This window comes from Anaerostipes sp. 992a, assembly GCF_001940245.1.
Taxonomy (GTDB): domain Bacteria; phylum Bacillota; class Clostridia; order Lachnospirales; family Lachnospiraceae; genus Fimousia.
The window spans coordinates 84,647-106,550 of sequence record NZ_MJIG01000001.1 but is presented as its reverse complement, the minus strand read 5'-3'; the positions used below and the strand labels follow the sequence as shown (position 1 = coordinate 106,550).

The window sequence follows — 21,904 nt, the reverse complement described above, 5'->3', positions numbered from 1 at the left end:
CTTTTTTATGTCTTTATAGACCGGCATTATCGCTCACCTCTTCGTCTGGTTTTGTAATCCCATAAAAGCGTTCATTAAAATACTGTCTGCTTACTCTACCCGGAATCACAATGTAACCTTTTTCTTTTAATTCCTTGTTTAATAAACGAATGATTCTGTATGCCTTTGATTCTGAAACCTCAAGACATTCCATGACATCAACAACAGTCATAAATGTATTTGTCTTTTCCATTTTCAACCTCCTACACTGCTATTTTTCTTTGTCACAATGTATTTGGGTTGAAAAAAAAGCTAATTGCTAAATTCTTTGGAAAATTTTTTAGAAAATGAAAAAATTGAAACTAGAGACAGAAATAAAATTTATTCTTAGGATATTTAAGACCCCGATTTTTCCTTGCAAAAGGTATCAAAAGATAAAAAAATAGCCCAGAACATTGCATTTTGCAACATTCTGAGCTAAAAAAATTTATTCAAACTCAATCGTTCCAGGTGGTTTACTGGTCAGATCATACATTACCCTATTAACACCCTTCACTTCGTTAATAATTCTTGTTGTTACTTTAAACAGTACTTCGTAAGGAATTTCTGCACATTCCGCTGTCATGAAGTCGCTTGTGTTGACTGCTCTTAATGCCACTGCATAGTCATAGGTTCTAAAGTCTCCCATAACTCCTACAGATCTCATATTGGTAAGACCTGCAAAGTACTGGCCTAATCCTTTGTCTAAGCCTGCTTTTGCGATTTCTTCACGATAAATATAGTCTGCATCCTGTACGATACGTACTTTTTCTTCGGTTACTTCACCGATGATACGGATTCCAAGTCCTGGACCTGGGAATGGCTGTCTGTAGACTAAGTATTCTGGAATACCTAATTCTAAACCAGCTTTTCTTACTTCGTCTTTGAATAACATACGAAGTGGTTCGATGATCTCTTTGAAATCAACTACGTCTGGAAGTCCTCCTACGTTGTGGTGGGATTTGATCACTGCTGATTTTCCTAAACCACTTTCGATAACGTCAGGATAAATGGTTCCCTGAACTAGGAAATCTACAGAACCGATCTTCTTTGCTTCCTCTTCGAATACACGGATGAATTCCTCTCCGATAATCTTACGTTTTGCTTCTGGTTCTGTTACTCCCTTTAATTTATCATAATATCTCTGCTGTGCATTGACACGAATGAAGTTCAGTTCATATGGGCCTTCCGGACCAAAGACTGCTTCAACCTCATCTCCTTCGTTTTTACGAAGAAGGCCATGGTCAACGAATACGCAGGTTAACTGCTTGCCGATTGCTTTGGATAATAATACGGCTGCTACAGAAGAATCAACCCCGCCGGAAAGAGCACAAAGTACTTTTCCATCGCCGACTTTTTCACGAATGGATTTGATGGTTTCTTCTACGAAGGATCCCATCTCCCAATCGCCTTTGCATCCACATACATCATATACAAAGTTGCGAAGCATCTTCTGTCCTTCTTTGGTATGCATAACCTCTGGATGGAACTGGGTTGCGTATAACTTACGTTCCGGACATTCCATGGCTGCAGTTGAGCAGGCTTCTGTGTATGCACTGCGAACGAATCCTTCTGGTACTTCTGCAATATAGTCTGTATGACTCATCCATGTGATGGTCTTTTCTTCTACATCCTGGAATAAGAGAGAAGAACAGTCTACTGTTGTTTCTGTATAGCCATATTCGCTAACTGGAGCTGTCTCTACTTTTCCTCCCAACAGATGTGCTATCAACTGAGAACCATAGCAGATTCCAAGAATTGGCACTCCAATGTTGAAGATTTCTTTATCGTAGACCGGTGAAGCTGGATCGTATACGCTATTAGGCCCACCTGTAAAAATGATTCCTTTCGGATTCATTGCTTTGATTTTTTCTAAATCCAATGTATATGGGTGCACTTCTGCATAAACATTGCATTCTCTGACGCGTCTTGCAATTAACTGGTTATATTGTCCTCCAAAATCAAGGACGATAATCATTTCTTTTTGCACGAAAGTTTCCTCCTAATGTCTTATTATTTTCTTATTATAAGGGAAGAAAAATAGTTTTACAAGGGAACATTAAAAAATAAAGCCACAAAAAACTTTGTGACTTTATGATTCTTTTTATTCGTTTGTCATATATTTCTGAAATTGCTCTAATAGACTTCCCTTTGCCTGCCAGCCAAGATATTTCAGAGTTTCATCCAATCCTGCCATCACTGCCAGCATATCAGGAGTATTGGCACTGGCACCCATGTGCCCAATACGAATCACTTTACCTTCCAGTTCTCCAAAAGATCCTGCCAGCATGATATTGTGTACCTTCTGCATACGGTCCAGAATATCATCTGCCAAAATTCCTTCTGGTACATTGAATACGGTAACCGTATCCGAATATCCACTTTGAAGATGAAGCTTAAGACCGGATGCCTTTACCGCTTCTCTTGTAGCTTTTGCAATCTTTTTATGACGATCATAGAGATCCTTGTCATCTCTAATCAGTTCCATCGCCGCTCCCAGTCCATAGATATCGCTGATTGGCATAGTATATGGGAACCACTGGTTTTTATAGTAATCCTTAAAGATAGTCAGATTACAATAAAAAGATGCTATTGGTGTCTTTCTGTTTTCCATAGCAGCCTTTGCATCTTCGCTTAAGGTTACGAAGGTCAATCCCGGAGGAGCTGACACTGCCTTTTGGGAACCACCACATAACAGGTCTATTTGCGCCTTATCCACATCCAGTTCATTTCCAAACATTCCGGATACAGAATCCACCACTGTCAAAATTCCATATGATTTTAATAACGGACAAATACGATGCACGTCATTTAACATCCCGCTTGGGGTATCACAATGAACCACCGTTGCATATTTAAAATCATAATGCTCCTTAAGATAAGCATCTAATTCTTCGACATTGATCTCATTCAGATAATCTGTTGTATAAAGCACTGGCTGACCGCCATACATGGAAACAAAATCTGCAAATCCTGCTCCATAGATTCCATTGTCTAAGACTAAGACCCGATCTCCCGGCTCCGTCATAGATGCACAGGCAGCTTCTAATCCGAGGATTCCTTCTCCACTTAAAATAAGAGTTTCGTTTTTTGTATGAAGCTGTTGGCTGATCAACTCACATATTTCCTTATATTCATCATAAAATACTGGATCCAAATCTGCATTGGTCGTCGAACGACTTCTTGCCATTCGTACCTTCTCCGGAACCTGAACAGGTCCTGGTGTCATAATCTTATACATTGCCCGTTCCTCCATTCATGCAAAAATATCTTTGCGATTATGCAAACTGATGTACACCGATCTTGCTTGCTGCCAGTTCAATCGGACGAATGACTACTGCCACAACGACTGCTGCTACTCCGATCTGAACCAGATTTCCTGGAATGGAGGCTACTGGTGCAACCCAGTTTCCGTAAATAATTCCTTCAGCAATATAGTATCCAACGATTTTGATTACACATGCAACTGCCATAGCAACGAATTTCCACTGGTACTGAGGATGCTTTTCGCAGATTGCTCCTACTGCATATCCCATGATTCCTACAATGATTAAGGTAAATGGTGCCCATAAAGTCCATCCAGATAGCAGGTCAAATAGTCCCATTCCAATCCCGCCGGCAATCATTCCTGTCTTCTTACCAAATAACATTGCCAGAATAAATAATGCCACATTACCAAGATGGATCAATCCCCCATTAGCTGCGATCGGCAGTCTTACGTTGACAAACGCGGTAAATACATAAGTTAAGGCAATTCCCATTGCTGTAATTGTTAAAAACTGAATTCTATCTTTTTTTTCCATTATCATAAACCTCTCTTCTCATATTCTTATTAAAACATACTGCAGTGTTTGTTGTGTTTTAATGTAGCAGAGAATTGGCTTATTTAAAACAGCCAGTTTTTAATAAAATTATAGTGCCAGATTAGAAAAGAGGAACCTACTACGCCAATTTTAATAAATCATTGCATATATTTTGCAGCTTTTGCGCTTGATGACCTAATATTCTGATGACTACCACATCCTCATCCAGTGCTGTGACTCCACCTGCTTCCTCTTCTCTGGAATCTAAGTATTTCCACACCCGATCCATCCAGTCCCTACCCTTTTTCTGGTTGCACAAAACCAAATTGGCCATATGGGTATAACCTTCGTACATCCCAATCGCCTCCAGATTCATCTCATCCGGGCGATAACGGGTATTATCCCGGTAAATGAGTTTATCGTTCTTATAAATATTGACCAGAGAATCATATTTTCGATATTGAAATCGTTCTCCCCTTGCGGCACGGCCACAGGAGAGGATTTCTTGCATGGTAAAGACTGCAGAGGAATCCGCTAGATAAATATCCATTGTATTTTCATAAGCAGAAGCTTTGAATGGAATCGTCGGCTGTGGATGAAATAAGAAGTGTCCATTCTTTTCCACAACTGCCTTTGTATAACGACGAGCTTCTCCTTCTTTCATCTTATGAATTTTATCAAAGGACTGGGAGAGAAATTCCATCTTAGAACCTTCTCCAATATGAAAATGAAATTCCTGCCGATCTCCTTCCATGATTCCTGCAGAAGCAGACATCATCATAATCTGAATCGATCCATCTTTTTTTACGAAGGGATTCATGACCTTAAATGGAGCTGTAAAATATACATCTTCTAAAATCGTTTTCCCATCTCTTTCTTCTGTCTTAAGATTCAGTTGGGAAACACGTCCAAACGGATTTTCCATTTTCTACATTCCTTCCATTAACACATCTTCTCTCAGCCATTTTACCACTGCATCGATGCCTTCTTCCCCACGAATATTGGTAAAGATAAATGGCCGTTTTCCACGCATTTTTTTTGAATCTCTTTCCATGACCCCAAGATCTGCTCCTACATAAGGAGCCAGATCGATCTTATTAATCACCAGAAGATCAGATCGGGTAATTCCAGGTCCGCCTTTTCTTGGAATTTTATCGCCTTCTGCCACATCAATCACAAAAATGGTGGCATCTACCAATTCAGGGCTAAAGGTGGCAGACAGATTATCGCCACCACTCTCAATAAAAAGCAGTTCAATATCTGGAAACTGTTCTTCCATTTCCTCAATGGCCTCTAAATTCATAGAAGCATCCTCTCGAATGGCTGTGTGTGGACAACCCCCAGTCTCTACTCCGATGATCCTCTCTCTCGGAAGAACGCTGTTCTTACATAAAAATTCTGCATCCTCCTGTGTATAAATATCATTGGTAATTACGCCAATGCTGTATTCTTCTGCCAGTTTTCTGGTCAGTATCTCAATTAATGCCGTTTTTCCAGATCCTACCGGACCTGCAACTCCGATTTTTGTATAGCTCATTGTATGTTCTCCTTCTATGACATATAAATACGGGAATAAAGATGCTCATGCTGAATGGAGCGTAGATCAAATCCAGGGGTAGATGCATAAAGCATTTCTTCTGGAATCTGGTCCATTTCTTTTACAATCTTATCCATCAGCGGGTAGCAAGATGCCAGAATCTGCTGTCCCACAGATTGGCTCAGTGGGATACTCTTGACACAATTGGTCACCATGGCAGATGTCTGGGCATAGAGATAATGTTTTAACGTTTCATTCAGAGAAATTCCTATGGATGCACAAAAGACACCATAAGCGCAACTATGACTTGTTGTTTTTCCATTTCTCATCTCTACATACCTTTCATAAATATCCCATTGATAAGAAACAGACAGTCCCTTGGTTGTTTTTACAAAACGTGCTCCCAGCTTTTTTGCTGCATTGCGGATTTCTTTGGGAATCTTTGCTGCTTCTGCCATTTCCTCCAGTTCCATTAATCTATCTACATCGTGATTACATGTTGCCTCATAGGCAAGTCTTACCATAAGAAGATCCCCATATTTCATATTGACCGCCAATCTGCTTTTGATATAGGTTTCTGCTTCTTTATCATTTGACACCAGCTCCTGCTGAATATAAGTTTCCAGTCCATAAGAATGGGAATATCCGCCTATGGGAAAAAGGGCATCATTGACCTGCAGCAAAAAAAATGTCTGTATCGTTTCCTGTTCGCTCATAAATCTTCTCCTTAATGGTGATGGTTATTGATGGAAGAAGAAATACTATTCTCAAAATTTAACTTTATAACGTCCCTCCATGCAGTAACTCCGTGGATTTTCTGAAGCATGACCAACGTTGGTTCGTTATACGGAGTGATAAAAGTACCCTCTTCCTCTCCCCAAAACAGTGTGGCATGCTTATTGCCAATCTCATAGCATACCTTTTCACGCATTTTAGGGTGATGCTCATCTACCTGAATGATAATTACTTCGCAGGCAGGGATTTCTACTACAACTACTTTTTCTTCGTCAGCATAAAGCACATCTCCATCTTTTAGCCCACGAGTCAGTATATGATGATCCATGCGAATGCCGATGGCTTCTCCATCTCTTGTTTCTTTTTTATGCAACTTTTTAAAAGCCTCATGCCATTCGATTTCAACATAATCTATCTTCTTCCCAGCAAACTTAGGATCGGATATGTGTCCTAATATTTTTTCACAAAGCATAATTCCTTCCACCTTCCCTGTTTTATTTTCCTGATTTTTTTAGAATAAACTATAAAGCTGAGTTAATGGGAGTTTTTTTGCTGGTTTGGAAGTAATGCTCTCCCCATCTGCCTTCACTTCATAGGTTTCTGGATCTACTGTAATTTCTGGAGTCTTATTGTTATATACCATATCTTTTTTACTAATATTTCTGCAATTTTCTACTGGCACGACTGTCTTTTCCAGACCATATGCTGCTTTCACATTTTCTTCCATAGCTGCTTTTGACACAAATGTGAGGCAGGAAGCATATTTGGCCTTTCCATGAGCGGCAAACATTGGCTGGTAAACGACCGGCTGAGTTGTTGGAATGGAAGCATTGGCATCTCCCATCTTGGATGCGATGATCATTCCACCTTTGATGACCATATCTGGTTTTACTCCAAAGAATGCCGGATTCCATAACACAAGATCAGCGATTTTTCCTTCTTCCACAGAACCCACATATTGGGAAATTCCATGAGTAATGGCAGGGTTAATGGTATATTTAGCAATATATCGTTTTGCACGAAAATTATCATTTCCATGACCTTCATCTTCTGGAAGCGGTCCCCGTTCCTCCTTCATTTTCGAAGCAGTCTGCCATGTACGGGTAATCACTTCTCCAATTCGTCCCATAGCCTGAGAATCGGAGCTCATCATACTGAATACGCCCATATCATGAAGAACATCTTCTGCTGCAATGGTTTCGGGGCGGATACGGGAATCTGCAAATGCCACATCCTCTGGAATCTTATTATCCAGATGATGACAGACCATTAACATATCCATGTGCTCATCTAAGGTATTTACTGTAAATGGCATTGTGGGATTCGTAGAAGATGGAAGAATATTTGAAGTAGCGGCAGCCTTGATAATATCTGGTGCATGCCCTCCGCCAGCTCCTTCGGTATGATATGTATGAATGGTTCTTCCTCCGATCGCATCGATGGTATCTTCCACACAACCTCCTTCATTCAGAGTATCCGTATGGATTGCTACCTGTACATCATAATCATCAGCCACATTTAAACAGTGATCAATAGCTGCTGGTGTCGCTCCCCAGTCTTCATGAATCTTCAGACCAATGGCCCCTGCTTTTACCTGTTCTGCCAATGCTTTTTCATCAGAACAATTTCCTTTTCCAAGGAAACCTAGATTCATAGGATACTCTTCTGCTGCTTTTAACATCATCTCCATATTCCATGGTCCCGGCGTACAGGTTGTCGCATTGGTTCCATCTGCAGGTCCCGTTCCTCCTCCTATCATAGTGGTCACACCAGAATATAAAGCACAGTTGATCTGCTGTGGACAAATGAAGTGAATATGAGTATCAATTCCACCAGCTGTTACAATCAGGTTTTCACCTGCCAGAGCTTCTGTAGATGCTCCAACTATCATTCCTTTCGTTACTCCATCCATAATACTTGGGTTACCTGCTTTTCCTATCCCTTTGATCTTTCCATCCTTAATCCCTATATCCGCTTTGATGATTCCTGTATAATCCAGGATCAGCGCATTGGTAATGACCAGATCCAGATCCCCATCTGCACTTGTCGTCTTGACCGATTGACCCATACCATCACGAATGGTCTTCCCGCCACCAAATTTCATTTCATCTCCATAAGTGGTATAATCTTTTTCCACTTCAATCATCAGTTCGGTATCTGCAAGTCTGACCTTGTCTCCTACCGTCGGCCCATACATCATTGCATATTTATCCCCTGAAATCTTTATGCTCATTTTTACATTTCCTCCTTAGCTGTATCTTCCACAAAGCCCCGTTGTCTTGCTCTGTCCATGGATGTTTTCTTTGTTGCATCCGAAACCTGTGCACAAGTCAGATCATTTAGACCAAAAACTCGTTTGGTACCTCCTAACTGCGTTAGTTGAACCTCTTTTTCTTCCCCTGGCTCAAATCGTACAGAGGTTCCAGAAGGAATATCCAGATGGTAACCATATGCCTGTTCTCTATCAAATCTCAGGCATCTATTAACCTCAAAAAAATGAAAATGCGAGCCTACCTGAACTGGACGATCCCCTATATTAGCAACGGTCAGTGTAACCGTATTCTTTCCTTCATTTAATATGATTTCGCGATCTGCTGCTATGATTTCACCAATTTTCATACTACTTTCCCTCCTATTGAATTGGATTATGAACGGTTACCAGTTTGGTTCCATCTGGAAACGTAGCCTCTACCTGCACTTCATGCACCATATCTGCAACGCCTTCCATCACATCTTCCTTTGTCAACAGCTTTTTCCCTAACTGCATCAATTCCACTACATCTTTTCCATCTCTCGCATACTCTAATAACTCAGAGCTAATGTATGCCACAGATTCTACATAATTAAGCTTTACTCCTCTCTGCTTTCTCTGTTTGGCAAGTTCTCCTGCCATATGAAGCATTAATTTTTCTTGTTCTTTGGGATTTAATCTCATATAAAACTCTCCTTTGTTCTTTCTTCTGTACATAAATTTTTTCCCAGAACCAAAAAAGGATACAAAGACATCTCTTGTACGTCTTTGTACCCTTTGCATTCAAGAATCTTACTAATTCCTGTTCTATTTCATAAACTGATCAATGGCTTTATTAAGCTGTTCAATGGCTTCAAAATCCTTTTCTTCCACCGCATGAACAATACAATGCTCGATATGATCTTTTAAAATCACCTTTCCTGTATTATTAATTGCGGATTTAACGGCTGAGAGTTGGATCAATACTTCGCTACAATCTCTACCGTCCTCCACCATTCTTTTTACAGCCTCCAAATGTCCAATGGTTCTGGAAAGTCTGTTCAATACTGCTTTGGTATTCGTATGAACATGGTTATGTGAATGATTTCCTTCTGCCATCCCTTTCTCCTTTTTCATTTCTACCTCTGCTACGCCTATTATAACAACGAAAGTCAAACAAAACAACTTATTTTTCAGAAAATGTGATTCTGCTCATAGGATGGACTCCCGATACCATCAAACTAATAAATTTTCGTAACCAGTTTTTCTCCTGTTGCCATATCTTCTGTAATCTGAATCTTCATAGTCTGGCCACTGTTCCCAGCTTTAAAAATTGGCAAAAGTTTTGGATACGTCACACGGTAACTCTGCTCTTCTCCTCGCACCTTCATTCTTACCGTTTCTTCATCTTTCATGCCCAGAAAAACGCCTTCCACATCATAGATCACAGAGGTATCCGTCTTCTTAACCTGCGTACTCTTAAAATCTCCCAATCCTTTATATGGCTGGTTCATTGGGATCGTAAGATGCAGCTCTGAAATGTTCAATGGCGTATCTTCCTTTCCCCAATAATAGATATTCATTGTCTCTCCATCCTTCTTCAGATTATAGCGAATGGTCTGACGGATACTATCTAAGACAGACTGATAAAAATATTCTTTATATGGAATATAAAATTCGTCACTTTCTTCGTTCTTCTGCCCTGTGTACAAAACAGATTTCTTGGAAAAACAAATAATATATCCATCTGCCCTTTTTGTTACCCTTTTATTCAGGGTCAGATTCCAGCCTGTCGTCTTTTCAATCCCTTTCATCAGTTTTCGTGGAGTTAGCGTTCCTTTATAGTTATAATAGTAACGTCCATAATCTCCTTTTTTTCCAATGAAAAGCGTTGCTGTTTTGACATTTTCTTCTTTTTTTGTTTTTTCCTCTGTCGCTGCAGTTGTCTCCGTCGTAGCTTCTTTCTCGTTATTTCCACATCCGGTTCCCATGATACAAAGGCCAAAAATAACCAAAAACACGGCAAACAGTCGTTTTCTCATATCCTGTTCCTTTCTTATCTCTTATCCTTATTGCCCATCGCCGGAAGGCCCTAATCCTATATCCATGCTTCCTGATCGAAATCCTTCCAGATCAACGGTAATATAATCATAACCCAATTTTTTTAATTTGGGAACCACAATATCTTTTCGGCTTAGAATCTGATCCATGTCCTTTTCATCTACTTCGATTCTTCCAAGAGTACCATGTACCCGAAAACGGACATTATAAAATCCTTCTGCCTTGAGAATCTCTTCTGCTTGTTCTACTTTCCTCATCTCTTCTATAGAAAGTCTGGTTCCATACGGGAACCTGGTGGCAAGACAAGGAGTGGATGGACGATTTGCTACACGAATACCATATTCTGCAGCCATCCTGCGTACATCATTCTTGGTAAATTCACATTCTGCCAGTGGACTATATACCCCAAGCTCCTTTACCGCACGAAGTCCCGGGCGATATTTCCCAAGATCATCCAGATTACTTCCTTCCATGACCTTGGCTGCTCCTTTTTCTCTGGCATAAGATAACAGATTCTGAAATAAAAACCGTTTGCACCGATAACATCGATCCACTGGATTCTTTCGAATATCTGCATCCTTGAGTTCATCCATGTGAATTACTGTGTGAACGGCATCGGTTTCTCCTGCAACCTTTTTTGCGATTTCTTCATCTGCTTTCGGATGCAGTTCCGTATCCATTGTAACTGCATAGACTACCGTTCCATTCTTCTTTGCCTCTTTGCATGCCTGAATCAGAAGAAGGCTGCTGTCCACCCCTCCTGAAAATGCAATAGCCGTATCCTCTTTGGTCAGTTCCTGAAGTCTCTGTATCAGTTTTTTCTTTTTTTCTTCGTATTTCATTTGTTCATTCCCGCTTCCCACTCTGTCAATACCTGATGATATACATCCTGATAAGATTTTCCATTTTTTCTGCACAATGCAATAACGCTGTTATATTCTGGATAAGCGCGTACACCCGTATGAAGATGACACAGCTTTATTGCCGCCTCCCCCAGTGTACTTTGAAATGAAACAATATCTCTTTGTAAGACCGTTCTTTCTATCTCTATTTTTCGAATTCCAATTGTAGTAGTTTCCGCAAAAATAATTTCTTCCAGTTCTGAAACCTTTTCCTGATCGCAGATTACATTCAGCTGGACCGCCGGACGATTCTTCTTCATATAAACAGGTGTATAATGCACATCTCTTGCTCCTGCTTCAAACAACCGTTCCATTACATAGCCAAGTGCCTCTCCGCTGCAATCATCCACATTGGTCTCCAGCTTAAAAATCCTGTCATTTTCCATCTGTGCCGGACAGATCAGCATGGCACGCAGTATACTCGGCCGTTCGTAGCTTCTTTTGCCAGCTCCGATTCCAATCTTATCTACCGTATAAGAGGCTGGAAGCTGTTTGCTGGTCATAATGGCCGCTGAAATAGCTGCTCCTGTAGGTGTTACAAATTCCCCTTCGATTCCAAGTGGATGAAGCACCAGGCCATGTGCCTGTACAATATTGGCTGTTGCCGGCACTGGTACCGGAATCATCCCATGCTGACAGCGGATAAATCCTTGTCCTTCTGATAATTGTGGAATAATAACTTCTTCCACATCCAACAGATCCAGACAAACCGCTGCCGCAATGGTATCCACAATGGAATCAATGGCTCCTACTTCATGAAAATGCACTTGATCCTTCGGCATTCCATGTGCCTTTGCCTCTGCTTCCGCCAAAATATCAAAAATCCGATCAGCCATTTCCTTTGCTCTTTCTGAAATTTTGGTATGGGCAATCATGTGTGTAATCTCTGGAAGACCTCTGTGTGCATGGGAATGATGATGATGGTGTTCCAAATGACCATCTCCATGCAGGTATTGCATATCATGGTCATGATTTTCATGTTCTTTGTCTAACAACACAGAAAAATCACAGGCATCTAGTCCACTTTTTTTCACTCTGCTGATCTGAATCTCAAATCCATCCACTGGAATAGATGCAAGCGCATCCAGAAGCTTCTGCTGATCCACACCCAAATCCAGCATCGCTGCTACAAACATATCTCCACTGATTCCTGAATTACATTCCAGATATAATGTCTTACTCATAATGTCCTACCCCCAATCGATTAATCTGTGTTGCCATATAACCTGCTCCATATCCATTATCAATATTCACTACCGCAATTCCATTTGCACAGGAATTGATCATGGTAAGTAAAGCCGAAACCCCATGAAAACTTGCTCCATATCCAATAGAAGTTGGCACTGCGATTACCGGCTTGTCCACCAGTCCTCCTACTACACTGGCCAACGCGCCCTCCATTCCTGCTACCGCTACAACACAGTTGGCGCTTTGAATGGTGTCTAATTGGGACAAAAGGCGATGGATTCCACTGACACCCACATCGTAGACTCTTTCTACATTGGTACCAAAGTATTCCGCTGTCTGAGCTGCCTCTTCTGCAACTGGTATATCTGCTGTTCCCGCACTGCATACAACGATTTTTCCAACTCGTTTTTTGCCTTCCTTCTCAATTTTCAAAATACGGGACAGCGGATCATAAGTAACCTCTGGATATACCTTTCTGACCAGCTCATATTGTTCCTTAGAAGCTCTCGTTCCGAATACTTCTCCGTCCTGTTCATATAGTCTTCCTACAATATGTAATAAGTGTTCATCGCTTTTTCCACTGCAGAAGATAACCTCTGCAAAACCAGAGCGGATTTCCCTGTGGGTATCCAGCTTTGCATACCCCAATTCTTCAAATGGTGCTTTGCGGAAATGATGTTCTGCTTCTTCAATTGACATCTTTCCATTTTTTACTTGCAGTAAAATTTCTTTCGTATCCATAAAAGTTGTCTCTTCCTTTCCGTCTTAATCTTAACAAAATACCTTTCGGATTCAAAATGTCAGTTTCTTACTTAACTCTAAAAAGCAGAAATATTCTTTCCTTACATCTATCTATACTTGAATCAATTCATATTCTCTGTTTCCCAATCCAATCTTCTCCGCATGCGCAAGACAGCTCTTCCATTCAGATTCTGGGGATGAATTGGTAAAATGATCATGATGATCCACAAATCCTTCTTTATGCATATTTTCATGCAGCTGGCTATGTGGAAGTGGTTCTGCTGCCATACATAAGTCTACACATGCCTGATCCAATGCCAGAGGATCAAAAGACGCCAGCATACCAAGATTTGGCAGGATTGGCGCATCATTTTCGCCGTGACAGTCACAATTAGGAGATACATCCACGATCAGTGAAATGTGGAAGTTCGGTCTTCCATCCACAACTGCTTTGGTGTATTCTGCCATCTTGCAATTCAATACTTCATTGGCATTATCATTGTCAAACGCAATGGCATCAAAATTGCATGCGCCAAGACATCTGCCACATCCAACGCAAGATTCCTGGTTTACCGTCATCTTTTTTCTTTCTCCGTCAAAAACCAGTCCGCCGTTGGCACATTCCTTTTGACATCTCATACAGCCACGACACAGCTTTTTAATGATATGCGGCTTTCCGCTGCTATGCTGCTCCGTCTTACCTGCACGGGAACCACAACCCATTCCAATATTCTTGATAGTTCCACCAAAGCCTGTCATCTCATGACCTTTGAAATGAGTCAAGCTGATAAAAACATCCGCATCCATGACTGCACGTCCGATTTTTGCCTCTTTTACGTATTCTCCACCTTCTACCGGTACTGCAATATCATCGGTTCCCTTTAATCCATCACCAATGAGAACCGGACACCCTACTGTAAGTGGTGTAAACCCATTCTGCCATGCACACTCCAGATGTTCCAATGCATTCTTTCTACTTCCCGGATACATGGTATTACAATCTGTTAAAAACGGTTTTCCGCCCAGCTCCTTTACCAGATCTACAATAGCTCTGGCATAGTTAGGACGAAGATAGCTGATATTTCCCAATTCTCCGAAATGCATCTTAATGGCTACAAATTTCCCGTCCATATCGATGTCACCAATTCCAGCTTTTTTCACCATCTTCTTTAATTTGGTTGGCAGCCCGTCGCCAAATGCAATGGTGCGAAAATTTGTAAAATACACTTTTGACTTTTCCATAACGTTCCTCCTGTTCAATTTCTTTCTTCCAAAATTTTTAGTCTTTCAAATATTCCATGGCAATTTCAAGATCTACTTCTAATTCCTGATGGATTGGCGGCAGCTTGCCTCCAATATCCTTTTTGATTCCATCATACATCTCTCTGGAAAAAGAAATACTTCTGTGATTTCCATCCTGTGATAAAAAGGCAATCTCATATTGATTCTGATCACCCACAAAGAATAGCACCTCATCCACCTGGATATCCTGCTCCTGCTCATACAACTGACTTAAGAAATAAGCCTTAATGATTTCCACGATCCTGTCATCCAGTCCTTCATCGAAGATTCGAATCTTCTCTGCCAACTGATTTTGCGATAAAACAATTCTGACAATTTCATGGGCCAACACAGGACTGCTGTGAGAATCCCGGTCTGCATAGATATTCACCGCCTGCATATAGCTCTCCTCCGATGTTACCAGATGAAAGGTTCTTCCCTTTGCCACCTCCTGATAAATGGTATCATAGGTCACTCTCCTTTTGGCACCACAATGCTTGCAGGTAAAGGTAAAAAGCTCTCCGCTTAACACTTTATCTTTTGTTTCCTGGTTCATCATCGGATCTATCATGTCCCAATATCGATAGGGTGATTCCTTCCCGCAGGCAATACAGGTAATGTTCTCCATATGTACTCTTGACATAATCTCCTCCTTTTATTTTCTTTTTATTCTTCTTCAAAACACCGTTGATAATTTTTCTCCGCTTCCTCCCAATTGATCACGGATAACCAATGATCGATATACTCTGCTCTCTTATTATAATTTTTCAGATAATAAGCATGCTCCCATACATCAACATTCATAATCGGGCATAATCCCACAGAAAGAGGTGTATCCTGATTCGGCGTCGTCATAATCGTAAGCTGTCCGGATCGATTCACCACCAGCCATGCATATCCTGATCCAAAAACAGATAATCCTGCCTCCTTCATCGCTTCCTGAAACTTATGGATGCCTCCATAAGCATAGTCCATTGCCCTTTCCAGATTCCCATTCATGCTCCGAATGGATGCCTTCTTCATTCCACAAAAATAAAGCCGATGACTATAAACACCTCCTGCATTATTTCTCACCGGAATTTGAATCTCGGCTGGTAAATAATCTATATTGGTAAGCAGCTGATGTAATGTCCACTGATGCAACTGAGGATAATCCTTTAAAACAGCATTCAACTGATCCACATAGGTCTGAAGATGCCTGTCATGGTGAAGCTTCATCGTCTTTTGATCAATATATGGTTCCAACGCATCATACGGATAGGGCAAAGGTGTATTCACAAATGGATAATGATCATTCAATTGATTTTTCCCTTTTTGCTATCCTATGATGATTCTCCCAACATGTGCATGAAAAATTGGGTAACCCAAATCTCTTTTCTATCATTATAACAGAAAAAGGGATCGTTTTAAAACAATCCCTTCACTTTATCCCAAAATATTTCTTTTTTCCGATCTTTAAATTCATTAAATAACCATGATTATACACCGGAGCCGGTAAGCTCATAGCTTACCGCATTCCCATTCATTGGTCGTGCAATAGTAGTCATGCTCCAAGGTCCATAGCTATTATCTGCTCTCTTGATTCTGACACGAACATAATACACCTTCGTCTCATTAAAATTAATATACTCCTTCGTATTCTGGCGATTTGCGCCCACCATGCACTGGTCACCCAAATTAAAGTCTGTATGTGTCTTAAAATTCCACTCACGACTGATCTGAAGCTGGTAGCCAACGGCTCCTTCCACCTCGTCCCAATGAATATTGATCAAGTGCTTATCTGTATATTTTGCGGTCACCGTGGTAATCTCTTTGTTGTATTCCTTCCATGAATCCTGAAAACTCATAGCAGAAGCATCCACCTGTGTCATAAAAATCAATAAGAACATCAATAAAAAATTAACTGCTTTTTTCATACTTTCACTCCTAAAAAATTATTGAACTGTTATAAAACGTTATAAATTCAAATGTTTTTGCACGTGCTGATTGTTCTTTGAATTTTTTCTCATATCCCATGCTGCTTCCATGGTACCCAGAGAGATGAAATACCTCTTTTACAAATACATGGAAAGATTCACCGTTGATCACTCGATGAATCTTTTTACTTTTTTTCTTTGAATCATTATAAATTGAAATAACTCTTGACCTGCAGCAGCCATATATGCCCAACTGCAATAGAACTTAGAAACCACTCTTGCGTAGATATGTACCTAGATATATTTGCAAAATGGTTGTTTCATCTTTTATAACATACCACATTTTGCTCTATATTGCAACCATTTATTTCCAATTATGGAATAAATTTATTAGTTTTCTTATCTTCTTATAATGTTTTTGACGATACCATATGTTTCTATTCTCTGTCAAATTTTTATTCGGTACTTGACAATCAAAAAAAATAGTATTATATATAATTATTGAGAATTAAGTGCATAGAAACCCATACTAATGTTAGCAAGAGCTTCCACTACACTTCGTGTTTTGGAAGCTTTTTTTATAGAATAGGAAATTACTTTTCTTAATTTTCTTTAAGGAGGAATTGATAATGAACACATTAAAAGCAGAAAAAAGAGAAATGAGCGTGAAAGCCAAAAAATTACGAAAGGAAGGCTTTATTGTTGGAAACTTAGTTGGAAGAGATATAAAAGACTCTATTCCACTGAAGATCGAAGAGAAAGAAGCTGCAAAATTCATGAAGCAAAATAAAAAAGGTTCTCATATTACCCTTGAAATCGGCGATGAAAAAATTGATGCCTTATTCAAGGATATGGGCTATGATGCTATGAAAAAAGAAATTACATTTATGGATTTTCAGAACCTGGTTGCTGACGAAAAAGTTCACGCAACAACACAAATCGTACTTCTGAATGAAGAAACTGTTCCCGGAATTGTGGAACAGGAATTAGAAGAAGTCGACTATAAGGCATATCCTGCTGATCTGGTAGAAACCATTGAAATTGACTTATCTAAATATAACATTGGAGACAGCATTCATGTCAAAGATCTTCCAATGGCAAAAAATGACAAAATTACAATTTCTACCTCTTTCGATGCTCTGATCTGCCATATCGCAGAACCATCCAGCAATGTTGCAGAGGATGAAGAAGCCGAAGAAGAATAAGGAAGAAACAAAAAGGTGGGTGACAGAAAATTTCTGCCACCCACCTTTTTTATATAATATATAGTAAAAAGAAATTATAGGGTCTGTTCTGTACGTTCGATAATATCATCCTGTGTTTTTTTAGAAAGAACATTGAAAAATGCACTATATCCCGCCACACGAACAATCAAATCTCTGTGATTTTCCGGATGTTTCTGGGCATCCAGAAGTGTTTCCTTGCTAACTACATTAAACTGTACATGATATCCGTGTAAACGGTTAAAGAATGTACGTAGAAGCATGATCAGCTTCTGTCTATTCTCTTCTTTAGCAAGCATCTGTGGTGTCACCTTCTGATTCAACAAAACTCCACCTGTGATTTCCTTTGTTGGAAGCTTGGATACACTCTTAAATACTGCAGTCGGACCATTTTTATCAGCTGCATGGCTTGGTGAACATCCTTCTGCCAGCGGTTCTCCTGCTTTTCTTCCATCTGGAGTAGCTAAAGTTCCTGCACCCTGTGGTACGTTAGCAGAGATAGAAGAAGTTCCTGCATAATATACACCTCCAATCGGTCCTCTTCCATAGCGTGTATTATGATACTTCTTCATTTCATCAATATATACATTGTAGGCATCTACTACCAGCTGATCTACGTAATCATCATCATTTCCATATTTTGGTGCTTCTTGCAGCAGCTTACGAATCTTCTCATTCTTTTCTCCTGCAAAATCAGACTGCAGGGCATCCCAAAGCTCTTCTGGAGTTACCTTCTTGTCCTCAAATACAACCTTCTTCATTGCTGCCAGACTGTCTGCCAGGTTGGCAATTCCTACCTGAAGATCACTGATAAAGTCATAGACAGCTCCACCTTCCTTCATATTAAGACCTCTCTCAATACAATCATCGGTCAGAGCAGAGCAAAGGATATCCGCTGTATCCTGTTCCAAAACCATATCACAAGTTGCATCAATGATCATACACTGACGACACATCTCTCGAATTACTTTATCCCAACATTCCAATACCTGATCAAAGCTTGTAAAATCTTTAAAATGGCCAATTCCTTCACATAGTTTGGTCCCTGAGGTTGGCTCAACACCGTCATTCATGGCAATCAGCAATGCCTTAGGGAAGTTTAAGAAGCTCATTCCGGTACAACGATATCCCCATTTACCAGGAACTGCTGTCTCTACACATCCAATTGCACTGTAATTATAGGCATCTTCCGGCTTTACACCCTTTTCAATAAAGCTTGGAATAATCACCTCATCATCGTTAAATGCCGGCATACCGAATCCACATCTAACTACTTCTACACATTCTTTCATAAATGCATCGGTCAGTCCATGGTGATAACGGACCGTTAAATTCGGCTGTGTCAGATGACATTTTGCAACACTCTTTAAAATCAGCCAGGACATCTGATTCGTAGCATCTTTTCCATCTGGTGTCTGACCTGCTACCGTTACATTCTGATATAATGGTGATCCAGCAGAAAACTGTGTATGACTCCAGGAACGAATCTTATTAATCGTATAGGTCTTTAACCACAGGTTGCACATCAGCTCACATGCATCCTCTTCTATAATCTTACCTGCCTCTAAATCTGCCTCATAATACGGATTCAAATACTGATCCATACGTCCATAGGATAAGCTGTGTCCATTGGATTCGATCTGAAGGATCAGATGTACCAACCATAAGCTCTGTACTGCTTCCCGAAAGCTTTCTGCAGGCTCATAAGGAACTTTTGTAAGAATACGACTCATCTCCAGGAGCTCTGCTTTTCTCTTCGCATCCTCTTCTTTATCTGCCATCTGCGCAGCAAGCTGAGCGTAACGTTGTGCAAATGCTTTGACTGCTTCTACCACGATCAGGATTCCTCTATAGAAGTAGCTTTTTTGAATATTCTTATAATCCGTCAGATCCAATGCATCCAATTTTTCCTGAGCTCTTCTCTCATAATCCTTTAATCCAACCTGCATCATCTTACCGTAATCAACAGCACAATGTGCATCTCCAGAAGTAATGTTTCCTTCAGACTTAATAATCCCCAGATCATAATATAATTTAGAATGAGGAGGAAATGCTGCCAGCCCTCTGTCAAGCAGCGTATTGTGTTCCCAGAATGGAGCAATATCACGGAGCTTCTGTTTATTCTCTTCGGTAATATAAAAGACATCGCCATCTCGATGTTCAAATTCATCCAACTCATCAATGACCCATTTCATGGCATATTCTGGGAAAATCGGTGCACTACGGTTGCTGGACGCCTGATTTCCTGCAATCATGGTTTCCGGTTCAATAAATATCGTCATCTGCTCCAGAATGTTCTTTAACATCAAGGCTCTCTTAATCGCAAGAGGCTGATCCTGATTTTCTTTATAAGTCTGTGTAGTGATCATCGCTCTTTCCACACATACCTGTGGCTTTGCATTCAATAATTCTTCACGGAAATGCTTCATTCTCGGTGTTAAATCTCCAAAATAGCTGCTCATCTATATCCTCCTTTTTGTTCGTAAGTTAATTTCATTTTGTTTGTAACTTAATCATAAATTATCCATAATATTTTGTCAATATTTTTTTAGAATAATCCCATTTACTTTCATTCATAATTATTTTCATTTACATATGAATCTTTATATGCTAAAATAATAAAATAAATATAGAGGAATTATCGCAAACAGAAAGGAATACACGATTATGAACATATCTTCTGAATCCGGAATGATCTTTAATATACAGAAATTCAGTTTAAACGACGGACCTGGAATCCGAACTGTTGTTTTTTTAAAAGGATGCCCTTTAAAATGCAGATGGTGTGCTAACCCGGAAAGCCAATATCCAAAGCTTCAAATCCTCTGGGACAGAGAGGCCTGTGTGGGCTGCAATACTTGTGTCTCTGGCTGTCCATCAGGTGCAATTACCAATGTTGATGGCAATATTCGAATTCAGAATGCCCAATGTCAAGGATGTCATACCTGCATTGCTCATTGCCCTGAAGATGCCTTAAACGCAGAAGGAGAATCTAAAACTGTAGATGAAATCCTCAAAATATGTCTACAAGATAAGGATTTCTATGAAGAAAGTGGCGGGGGTGTTACGCTTTCTGGCGGAGAGGCTCTGATGCAGCCCCAATTTTCCACCGCTCTGTTAAGAACCTTAAAGGAGCATGGAATTCATACTGCCATGGAGACCACCGGATTTGCTTCCCCAGAAGTCTTTCAATCAGTTCTCCCATATCTGGATCTCTTACTTTTTGATATGAAACATTGGGATGAAAAAAAACACAAAGAAGGTACTGGGGTATCCAATACACAGATTCTAGAAAATCTTAAGCAGGCCATCGCTGACGGAAAAGACGTACTTCCAAGACTCCCCGTGATTCCAGATTATAATCACTCTCCTGCAGATGCCGAAGGCTTTGTAAGACGTCTAAAAGAAGTAGGGGCCAACAGAATCCAATTACTTCCATTCCATCAGTTTGGTGAAAAAAAATATGATATGCTTCATAAGACTTACGCATATGCGGATGTCCCTGCACTTCACGAAGAAGATTTGAAAGAATTCCAGCAGGTCTTTTTAAATCATGGCATTGATACTTTTTTTTAAAAAGACCTGCTTATAAGACTTTGTTCATTCTATTAAGGATGTTTATTTACATTAAAGTAGGATAACTGCGGGTTTCTTTGACTATGGGATAGTGAGTGAGAACGAAATCATTCCGGTCAGCAATCAGGCTACGGAGCTTCCAAATCTGATACATGTTTTCTCTTGTTCTACACCATGACAGACGAAAATCTTATCCCTCGTCCAGGGACAAATGGCTATGTAAGCAAGCTTCCAGCCATTTGTCCTTATGGACGACCAAAAGCATCGCTTTTGCCAAAGATTTTCTGCCTGAGAAAACATGTAAGCTCCTCCACAGATTGCTTTACCGGAATGGTTTCGTTCTTTGTAGTGTATTGGCTTCTCCTATATTCATATGGAGAAACGGAACATGGAAAAGAAGAAAACTTCTCCGAAAGCGACATATGCGGAATGTTAGAACAACCTGTTGGCTGGATTCTATCACCAGAACTGCTTCAGGCATCGAAGATGACTGTTTTCCATAGGACAGTTGGTAGGGAAGTTTACTTACCTTTCCAACTGTTATGGAAAAAAGGAAGGCAGTTCGTCTTGTGCCATGCCAAGCCCGACTAGCGGAGCGGATTAGGGTTTGGCTCGGGGTAAATCCAGACAGCTTTGGTTGTTCTTACGTTCTGGCATCCTAGGCGCAGGAGGAGAAATTTTCTTCTTCATTTA

At 40.2% G+C, this 21,904-nt stretch carries 24 protein-coding genes; 3 read left to right on the top strand and 21 right to left on the bottom strand.

What is annotated here, in order from left to right; genetic code table 11:
• Nucleotides 1-13 precede the first annotated feature (13 nt).
• The 20 genes from BHF69_RS00575 to BHF69_RS00480 all read right to left on the bottom strand — a co-directional run bounded on the left by BHF69_RS00575 (nt 14) and on the right by BHF69_RS00480 (nt 16,412).
• Nucleotides 14-232 (bottom strand): MarR family transcriptional regulator, encoded by a 219-nt coding sequence (locus BHF69_RS00575; protein WP_075669147.1) that lies wholly within the window; start codon nt 230-232, stop codon nt 14-16.
• A gap of 234 nt (nt 233-466) precedes the next feature.
• The gene (guaA, locus tag BHF69_RS00570) at nt 467-2,008 is read right to left on the bottom strand and encodes a glutamine-hydrolyzing GMP synthase (protein WP_278276932.1); all 1,542 of its coding nucleotides are present in this window, start codon (nt 2,006-2,008) and stop codon (nt 467-469) included.
• 114 nt (nt 2,009-2,122) lie between these two features.
• A complete protein-coding gene (locus BHF69_RS00565; RefSeq protein WP_075669146.1) occupies nt 2,123-3,259 on the bottom strand; it encodes a pyridoxal-phosphate-dependent aminotransferase family protein in 1,137 nt (378 codons plus the stop codon).
• 37 nt (nt 3,260-3,296) lie between these two features.
• Nucleotides 3,297-3,821 carry an ECF transporter S component gene (locus BHF69_RS00560; RefSeq protein WP_242946063.1) on the bottom strand — a complete coding sequence of 175 codons (525 nt, stop codon included), beginning with the start codon at nt 3,819-3,821 and terminating at the stop codon, nt 3,297-3,299.
• A gap of 139 nt (nt 3,822-3,960) precedes the next feature.
• Complete coding sequence (locus BHF69_RS00555) at nt 3,961-4,746, bottom strand: urease accessory protein UreD (protein WP_075669144.1); 786 nt, start codon at nt 4,744-4,746, stop codon at nt 3,961-3,963.
• A 3-nt stretch (nt 4,747-4,749) separates the two neighbouring features.
• Nucleotides 4,750-5,358 carry an urease accessory protein UreG gene (ureG, locus tag BHF69_RS00550; protein WP_075669143.1) on the bottom strand — a complete coding sequence of 203 codons (609 nt, stop codon included), beginning with the start codon at nt 5,356-5,358 and terminating at the stop codon, nt 4,750-4,752.
• Nucleotides 5,359-5,372: 14 nt separating this feature from the next.
• Entirely contained in the window at nt 5,373-6,074 is a 702-nt protein-coding gene (locus BHF69_RS00545; protein ID WP_075669142.1) for an urease accessory protein UreF, read from the bottom strand.
• A gap of 11 nt (nt 6,075-6,085) precedes the next feature.
• On the bottom strand, nt 6,086-6,565 hold the full coding sequence (locus BHF69_RS00540) for an urease accessory protein UreE (RefSeq protein ID WP_075669141.1): 480 nt from the start codon (nt 6,563-6,565) through the stop codon (nt 6,086-6,088).
• A gap of 39 nt (nt 6,566-6,604) precedes the next feature.
• On the bottom strand, nt 6,605-8,326 hold the full coding sequence (gene ureB / locus BHF69_RS00535; protein WP_075669140.1) for an urease subunit beta: 1,722 nt from the start codon (nt 8,324-8,326) through the stop codon (nt 6,605-6,607).
• A 2-nt stretch (nt 8,327-8,328) separates the two neighbouring features.
• Nucleotides 8,329-8,712: an urease subunit beta gene (gene ureB / locus BHF69_RS00530; RefSeq protein WP_075669139.1), complete on the bottom strand. Its 384-nt coding sequence runs from the start codon at nt 8,710-8,712 to the stop codon at nt 8,329-8,331.
• Nucleotides 8,713-8,725: 13 nt separating this feature from the next.
• Complete coding sequence (ureA, locus tag BHF69_RS00525) at nt 8,726-9,028, bottom strand: urease subunit gamma (RefSeq protein ID WP_075669138.1); 303 nt, start codon at nt 9,026-9,028, stop codon at nt 8,726-8,728.
• Between the two features lie 123 nt (nt 9,029-9,151).
• Complete coding sequence (locus BHF69_RS00520; protein ID WP_202816989.1) at nt 9,152-9,442, bottom strand: metal-sensing transcriptional repressor; 291 nt, start codon at nt 9,440-9,442, stop codon at nt 9,152-9,154.
• Nucleotides 9,443-9,564: 122 nt separating this feature from the next.
• Complete coding sequence (locus BHF69_RS00515; protein ID WP_075669136.1) at nt 9,565-10,365, bottom strand: hypothetical protein; 801 nt, start codon at nt 10,363-10,365, stop codon at nt 9,565-9,567.
• A 27-nt stretch (nt 10,366-10,392) separates the two neighbouring features.
• Complete coding sequence (larE, locus tag BHF69_RS00510; protein ID WP_075669135.1) at nt 10,393-11,226, bottom strand: ATP-dependent sacrificial sulfur transferase LarE; 834 nt, start codon at nt 11,224-11,226, stop codon at nt 10,393-10,395.
• Nucleotides 11,223-12,470 (bottom strand): nickel pincer cofactor biosynthesis protein LarC, encoded by a 1,248-nt coding sequence (gene larC / locus BHF69_RS00505; protein ID WP_075669134.1) that lies wholly within the window; start codon nt 12,468-12,470, stop codon nt 11,223-11,225. Before larC ends, larE begins: the two co-directional genes overlap by 4 nt.
• Nucleotides 12,463-13,215, bottom strand: coding sequence for a nickel pincer cofactor biosynthesis protein LarB (larB, locus tag BHF69_RS00500; protein WP_075669133.1), 753 nt, complete (start codon nt 13,213-13,215; stop codon nt 12,463-12,465). The genes larC and larB overlap by 8 nt, the downstream gene beginning before the upstream one ends.
• A 111-nt stretch (nt 13,216-13,326) precedes the next feature.
• Nucleotides 13,327-14,457, bottom strand: a complete 1,131-nt coding sequence (locus tag BHF69_RS00495) for a DUF362 domain-containing protein (RefSeq protein ID WP_075669132.1) — start codon at nt 14,455-14,457, stop codon at nt 13,327-13,329.
• A 37-nt stretch (nt 14,458-14,494) separates the two neighbouring features.
• Nucleotides 14,495-15,139, bottom strand: coding sequence for a CpXC domain-containing protein (locus BHF69_RS00490; RefSeq protein ID WP_075669131.1), 645 nt, complete (start codon nt 15,137-15,139; stop codon nt 14,495-14,497).
• A 23-nt stretch (nt 15,140-15,162) separates the two neighbouring features.
• On the bottom strand, nt 15,163-15,795 hold the full coding sequence (locus BHF69_RS00485) for a superoxide dismutase (protein WP_075669130.1): 633 nt from the start codon (nt 15,793-15,795) through the stop codon (nt 15,163-15,165).
• Between the two features lie 179 nt (nt 15,796-15,974).
• Nucleotides 15,975-16,412, bottom strand: coding sequence for a hypothetical protein (locus BHF69_RS00480; protein ID WP_075669129.1), 438 nt, complete (start codon nt 16,410-16,412; stop codon nt 15,975-15,977).
• Nucleotides 16,413-17,041: 629 nt separating this feature from the next.
• Between BHF69_RS00480 and BHF69_RS00475 the strand changes: the two genes are divergently transcribed.
• Entirely contained in the window at nt 17,042-17,617 is a 576-nt protein-coding gene (locus tag BHF69_RS00475) for a 50S ribosomal protein L25 (protein ID WP_075669128.1), read from the top strand.
• 74 nt (nt 17,618-17,691) lie between these two features.
• On the opposite strand, the gene BHF69_RS00470 is transcribed toward BHF69_RS00475, so the two are convergent.
• Entirely contained in the window at nt 17,692-20,097 is a 2,406-nt protein-coding gene (locus tag BHF69_RS00470) for a glycyl radical protein (RefSeq protein WP_075669127.1), read from the bottom strand.
• A 205-nt stretch (nt 20,098-20,302) separates the two neighbouring features.
• Here BHF69_RS00470 and BHF69_RS00465 point away from each other — a divergent pair, with 205 nt between their 5' ends.
• Nucleotides 20,303-21,211 (top strand): glycyl-radical enzyme activating protein, encoded by a 909-nt coding sequence (locus BHF69_RS00465; protein WP_075669126.1) that lies wholly within the window; start codon nt 20,303-20,305, stop codon nt 21,209-21,211.
• A gap of 174 nt (nt 21,212-21,385) precedes the next feature.
• Nucleotides 21,386-21,802, top strand: a complete 417-nt coding sequence (locus tag BHF69_RS13860; RefSeq protein WP_143249442.1) for a hypothetical protein — start codon at nt 21,386-21,388, stop codon at nt 21,800-21,802.
• Nucleotides 21,803-21,904 lie beyond the last annotated feature (102 nt).

What these genes read in the sequence shown, in the direction of transcription:
- BHF69_RS00575 (WP_075669147.1), bottom strand. Translation starts at nt 232, where the DNA reads ATGGAAAAGACAAATACATTTATGACTGTTGTTGATGTCATGGAATGT.
- BHF69_RS00565 (WP_075669146.1), bottom strand. Translation starts at nt 3,259, where the DNA reads ATGTATAAGATTATGACACCAGGACCTGTTCAGGTTCCGGAGAAGGTA.
- BHF69_RS00560 (WP_242946063.1), bottom strand. Translation starts at nt 3,821, where the DNA reads ATGGAAAAAAAAGATAGAATTCAGTTTTTAACAATTACAGCAATGGGA.
- BHF69_RS00555 (WP_075669144.1), bottom strand. Translation starts at nt 4,746, where the DNA reads ATGGAAAATCCGTTTGGACGTGTTTCCCAACTGAATCTTAAGACAGAA.
- ureG (WP_075669143.1), bottom strand. Translation starts at nt 5,358, where the DNA reads ATGAGCTATACAAAAATCGGAGTTGCAGGTCCGGTAGGATCTGGAAAA.
- BHF69_RS00545 (WP_075669142.1), bottom strand. Translation starts at nt 6,074, where the DNA reads ATGAGCGAACAGGAAACGATACAGACATTTTTTTTGCTGCAGGTCAAT.
- BHF69_RS00540 (WP_075669141.1), bottom strand. Translation starts at nt 6,565, where the DNA reads ATGCTTTGTGAAAAAATATTAGGACACATATCCGATCCTAAGTTTGCT.
- ureB (WP_075669140.1), bottom strand. Translation starts at nt 8,326, where the DNA reads ATGAGCATAAAGATTTCAGGGGATAAATATGCAATGATGTATGGGCCG.
- ureB (WP_075669139.1), bottom strand. Translation starts at nt 8,712, where the DNA reads ATGAAAATTGGTGAAATCATAGCAGCAGATCGCGAAATCATATTAAAT.
- ureA (WP_075669138.1), bottom strand. Translation starts at nt 9,028, where the DNA reads ATGAGATTAAATCCCAAAGAACAAGAAAAATTAATGCTTCATATGGCA.
- BHF69_RS00520 (WP_202816989.1), bottom strand. Translation starts at nt 9,442, where the DNA reads ATGGCAGAAGGAAATCATTCACATAACCATGTTCATACGAATACCAAA.
- BHF69_RS00515 (WP_075669136.1), bottom strand. Translation starts at nt 10,365, where the DNA reads ATGAGAAAACGACTGTTTGCCGTGTTTTTGGTTATTTTTGGCCTTTGT.
- larE (WP_075669135.1), bottom strand. Translation starts at nt 11,226, where the DNA reads ATGAAATACGAAGAAAAAAAGAAAAAACTGATACAGAGACTTCAGGAA.
- larC (WP_075669134.1), bottom strand. Translation starts at nt 12,470, where the DNA reads ATGAGTAAGACATTATATCTGGAATGTAATTCAGGAATCAGTGGAGAT.
- larB (WP_075669133.1), bottom strand. Translation starts at nt 13,215, where the DNA reads ATGGATACGAAAGAAATTTTACTGCAAGTAAAAAATGGAAAGATGTCA.
- BHF69_RS00495 (WP_075669132.1), bottom strand. Translation starts at nt 14,457, where the DNA reads ATGGAAAAGTCAAAAGTGTATTTTACAAATTTTCGCACCATTGCATTT.
- BHF69_RS00490 (WP_075669131.1), bottom strand. Translation starts at nt 15,139, where the DNA reads ATGTCAAGAGTACATATGGAGAACATTACCTGTATTGCCTGCGGGAAG.
- BHF69_RS00480 (WP_075669129.1), bottom strand. Translation starts at nt 16,412, where the DNA reads ATGAAAAAAGCAGTTAATTTTTTATTGATGTTCTTATTGATTTTTATG.
- BHF69_RS00475 (WP_075669128.1), top strand. Translation starts at nt 17,042, where the DNA reads ATGAACACATTAAAAGCAGAAAAAAGAGAAATGAGCGTGAAAGCCAAA.
- BHF69_RS00470 (WP_075669127.1), bottom strand. Translation starts at nt 20,097, where the DNA reads ATGAGCAGCTATTTTGGAGATTTAACACCGAGAATGAAGCATTTCCGT.
- BHF69_RS00465 (WP_075669126.1), top strand. Translation starts at nt 20,303, where the DNA reads ATGAACATATCTTCTGAATCCGGAATGATCTTTAATATACAGAAATTC.
- BHF69_RS13860 (WP_143249442.1), top strand. Translation starts at nt 21,386, where the DNA reads ATGACAGACGAAAATCTTATCCCTCGTCCAGGGACAAATGGCTATGTA.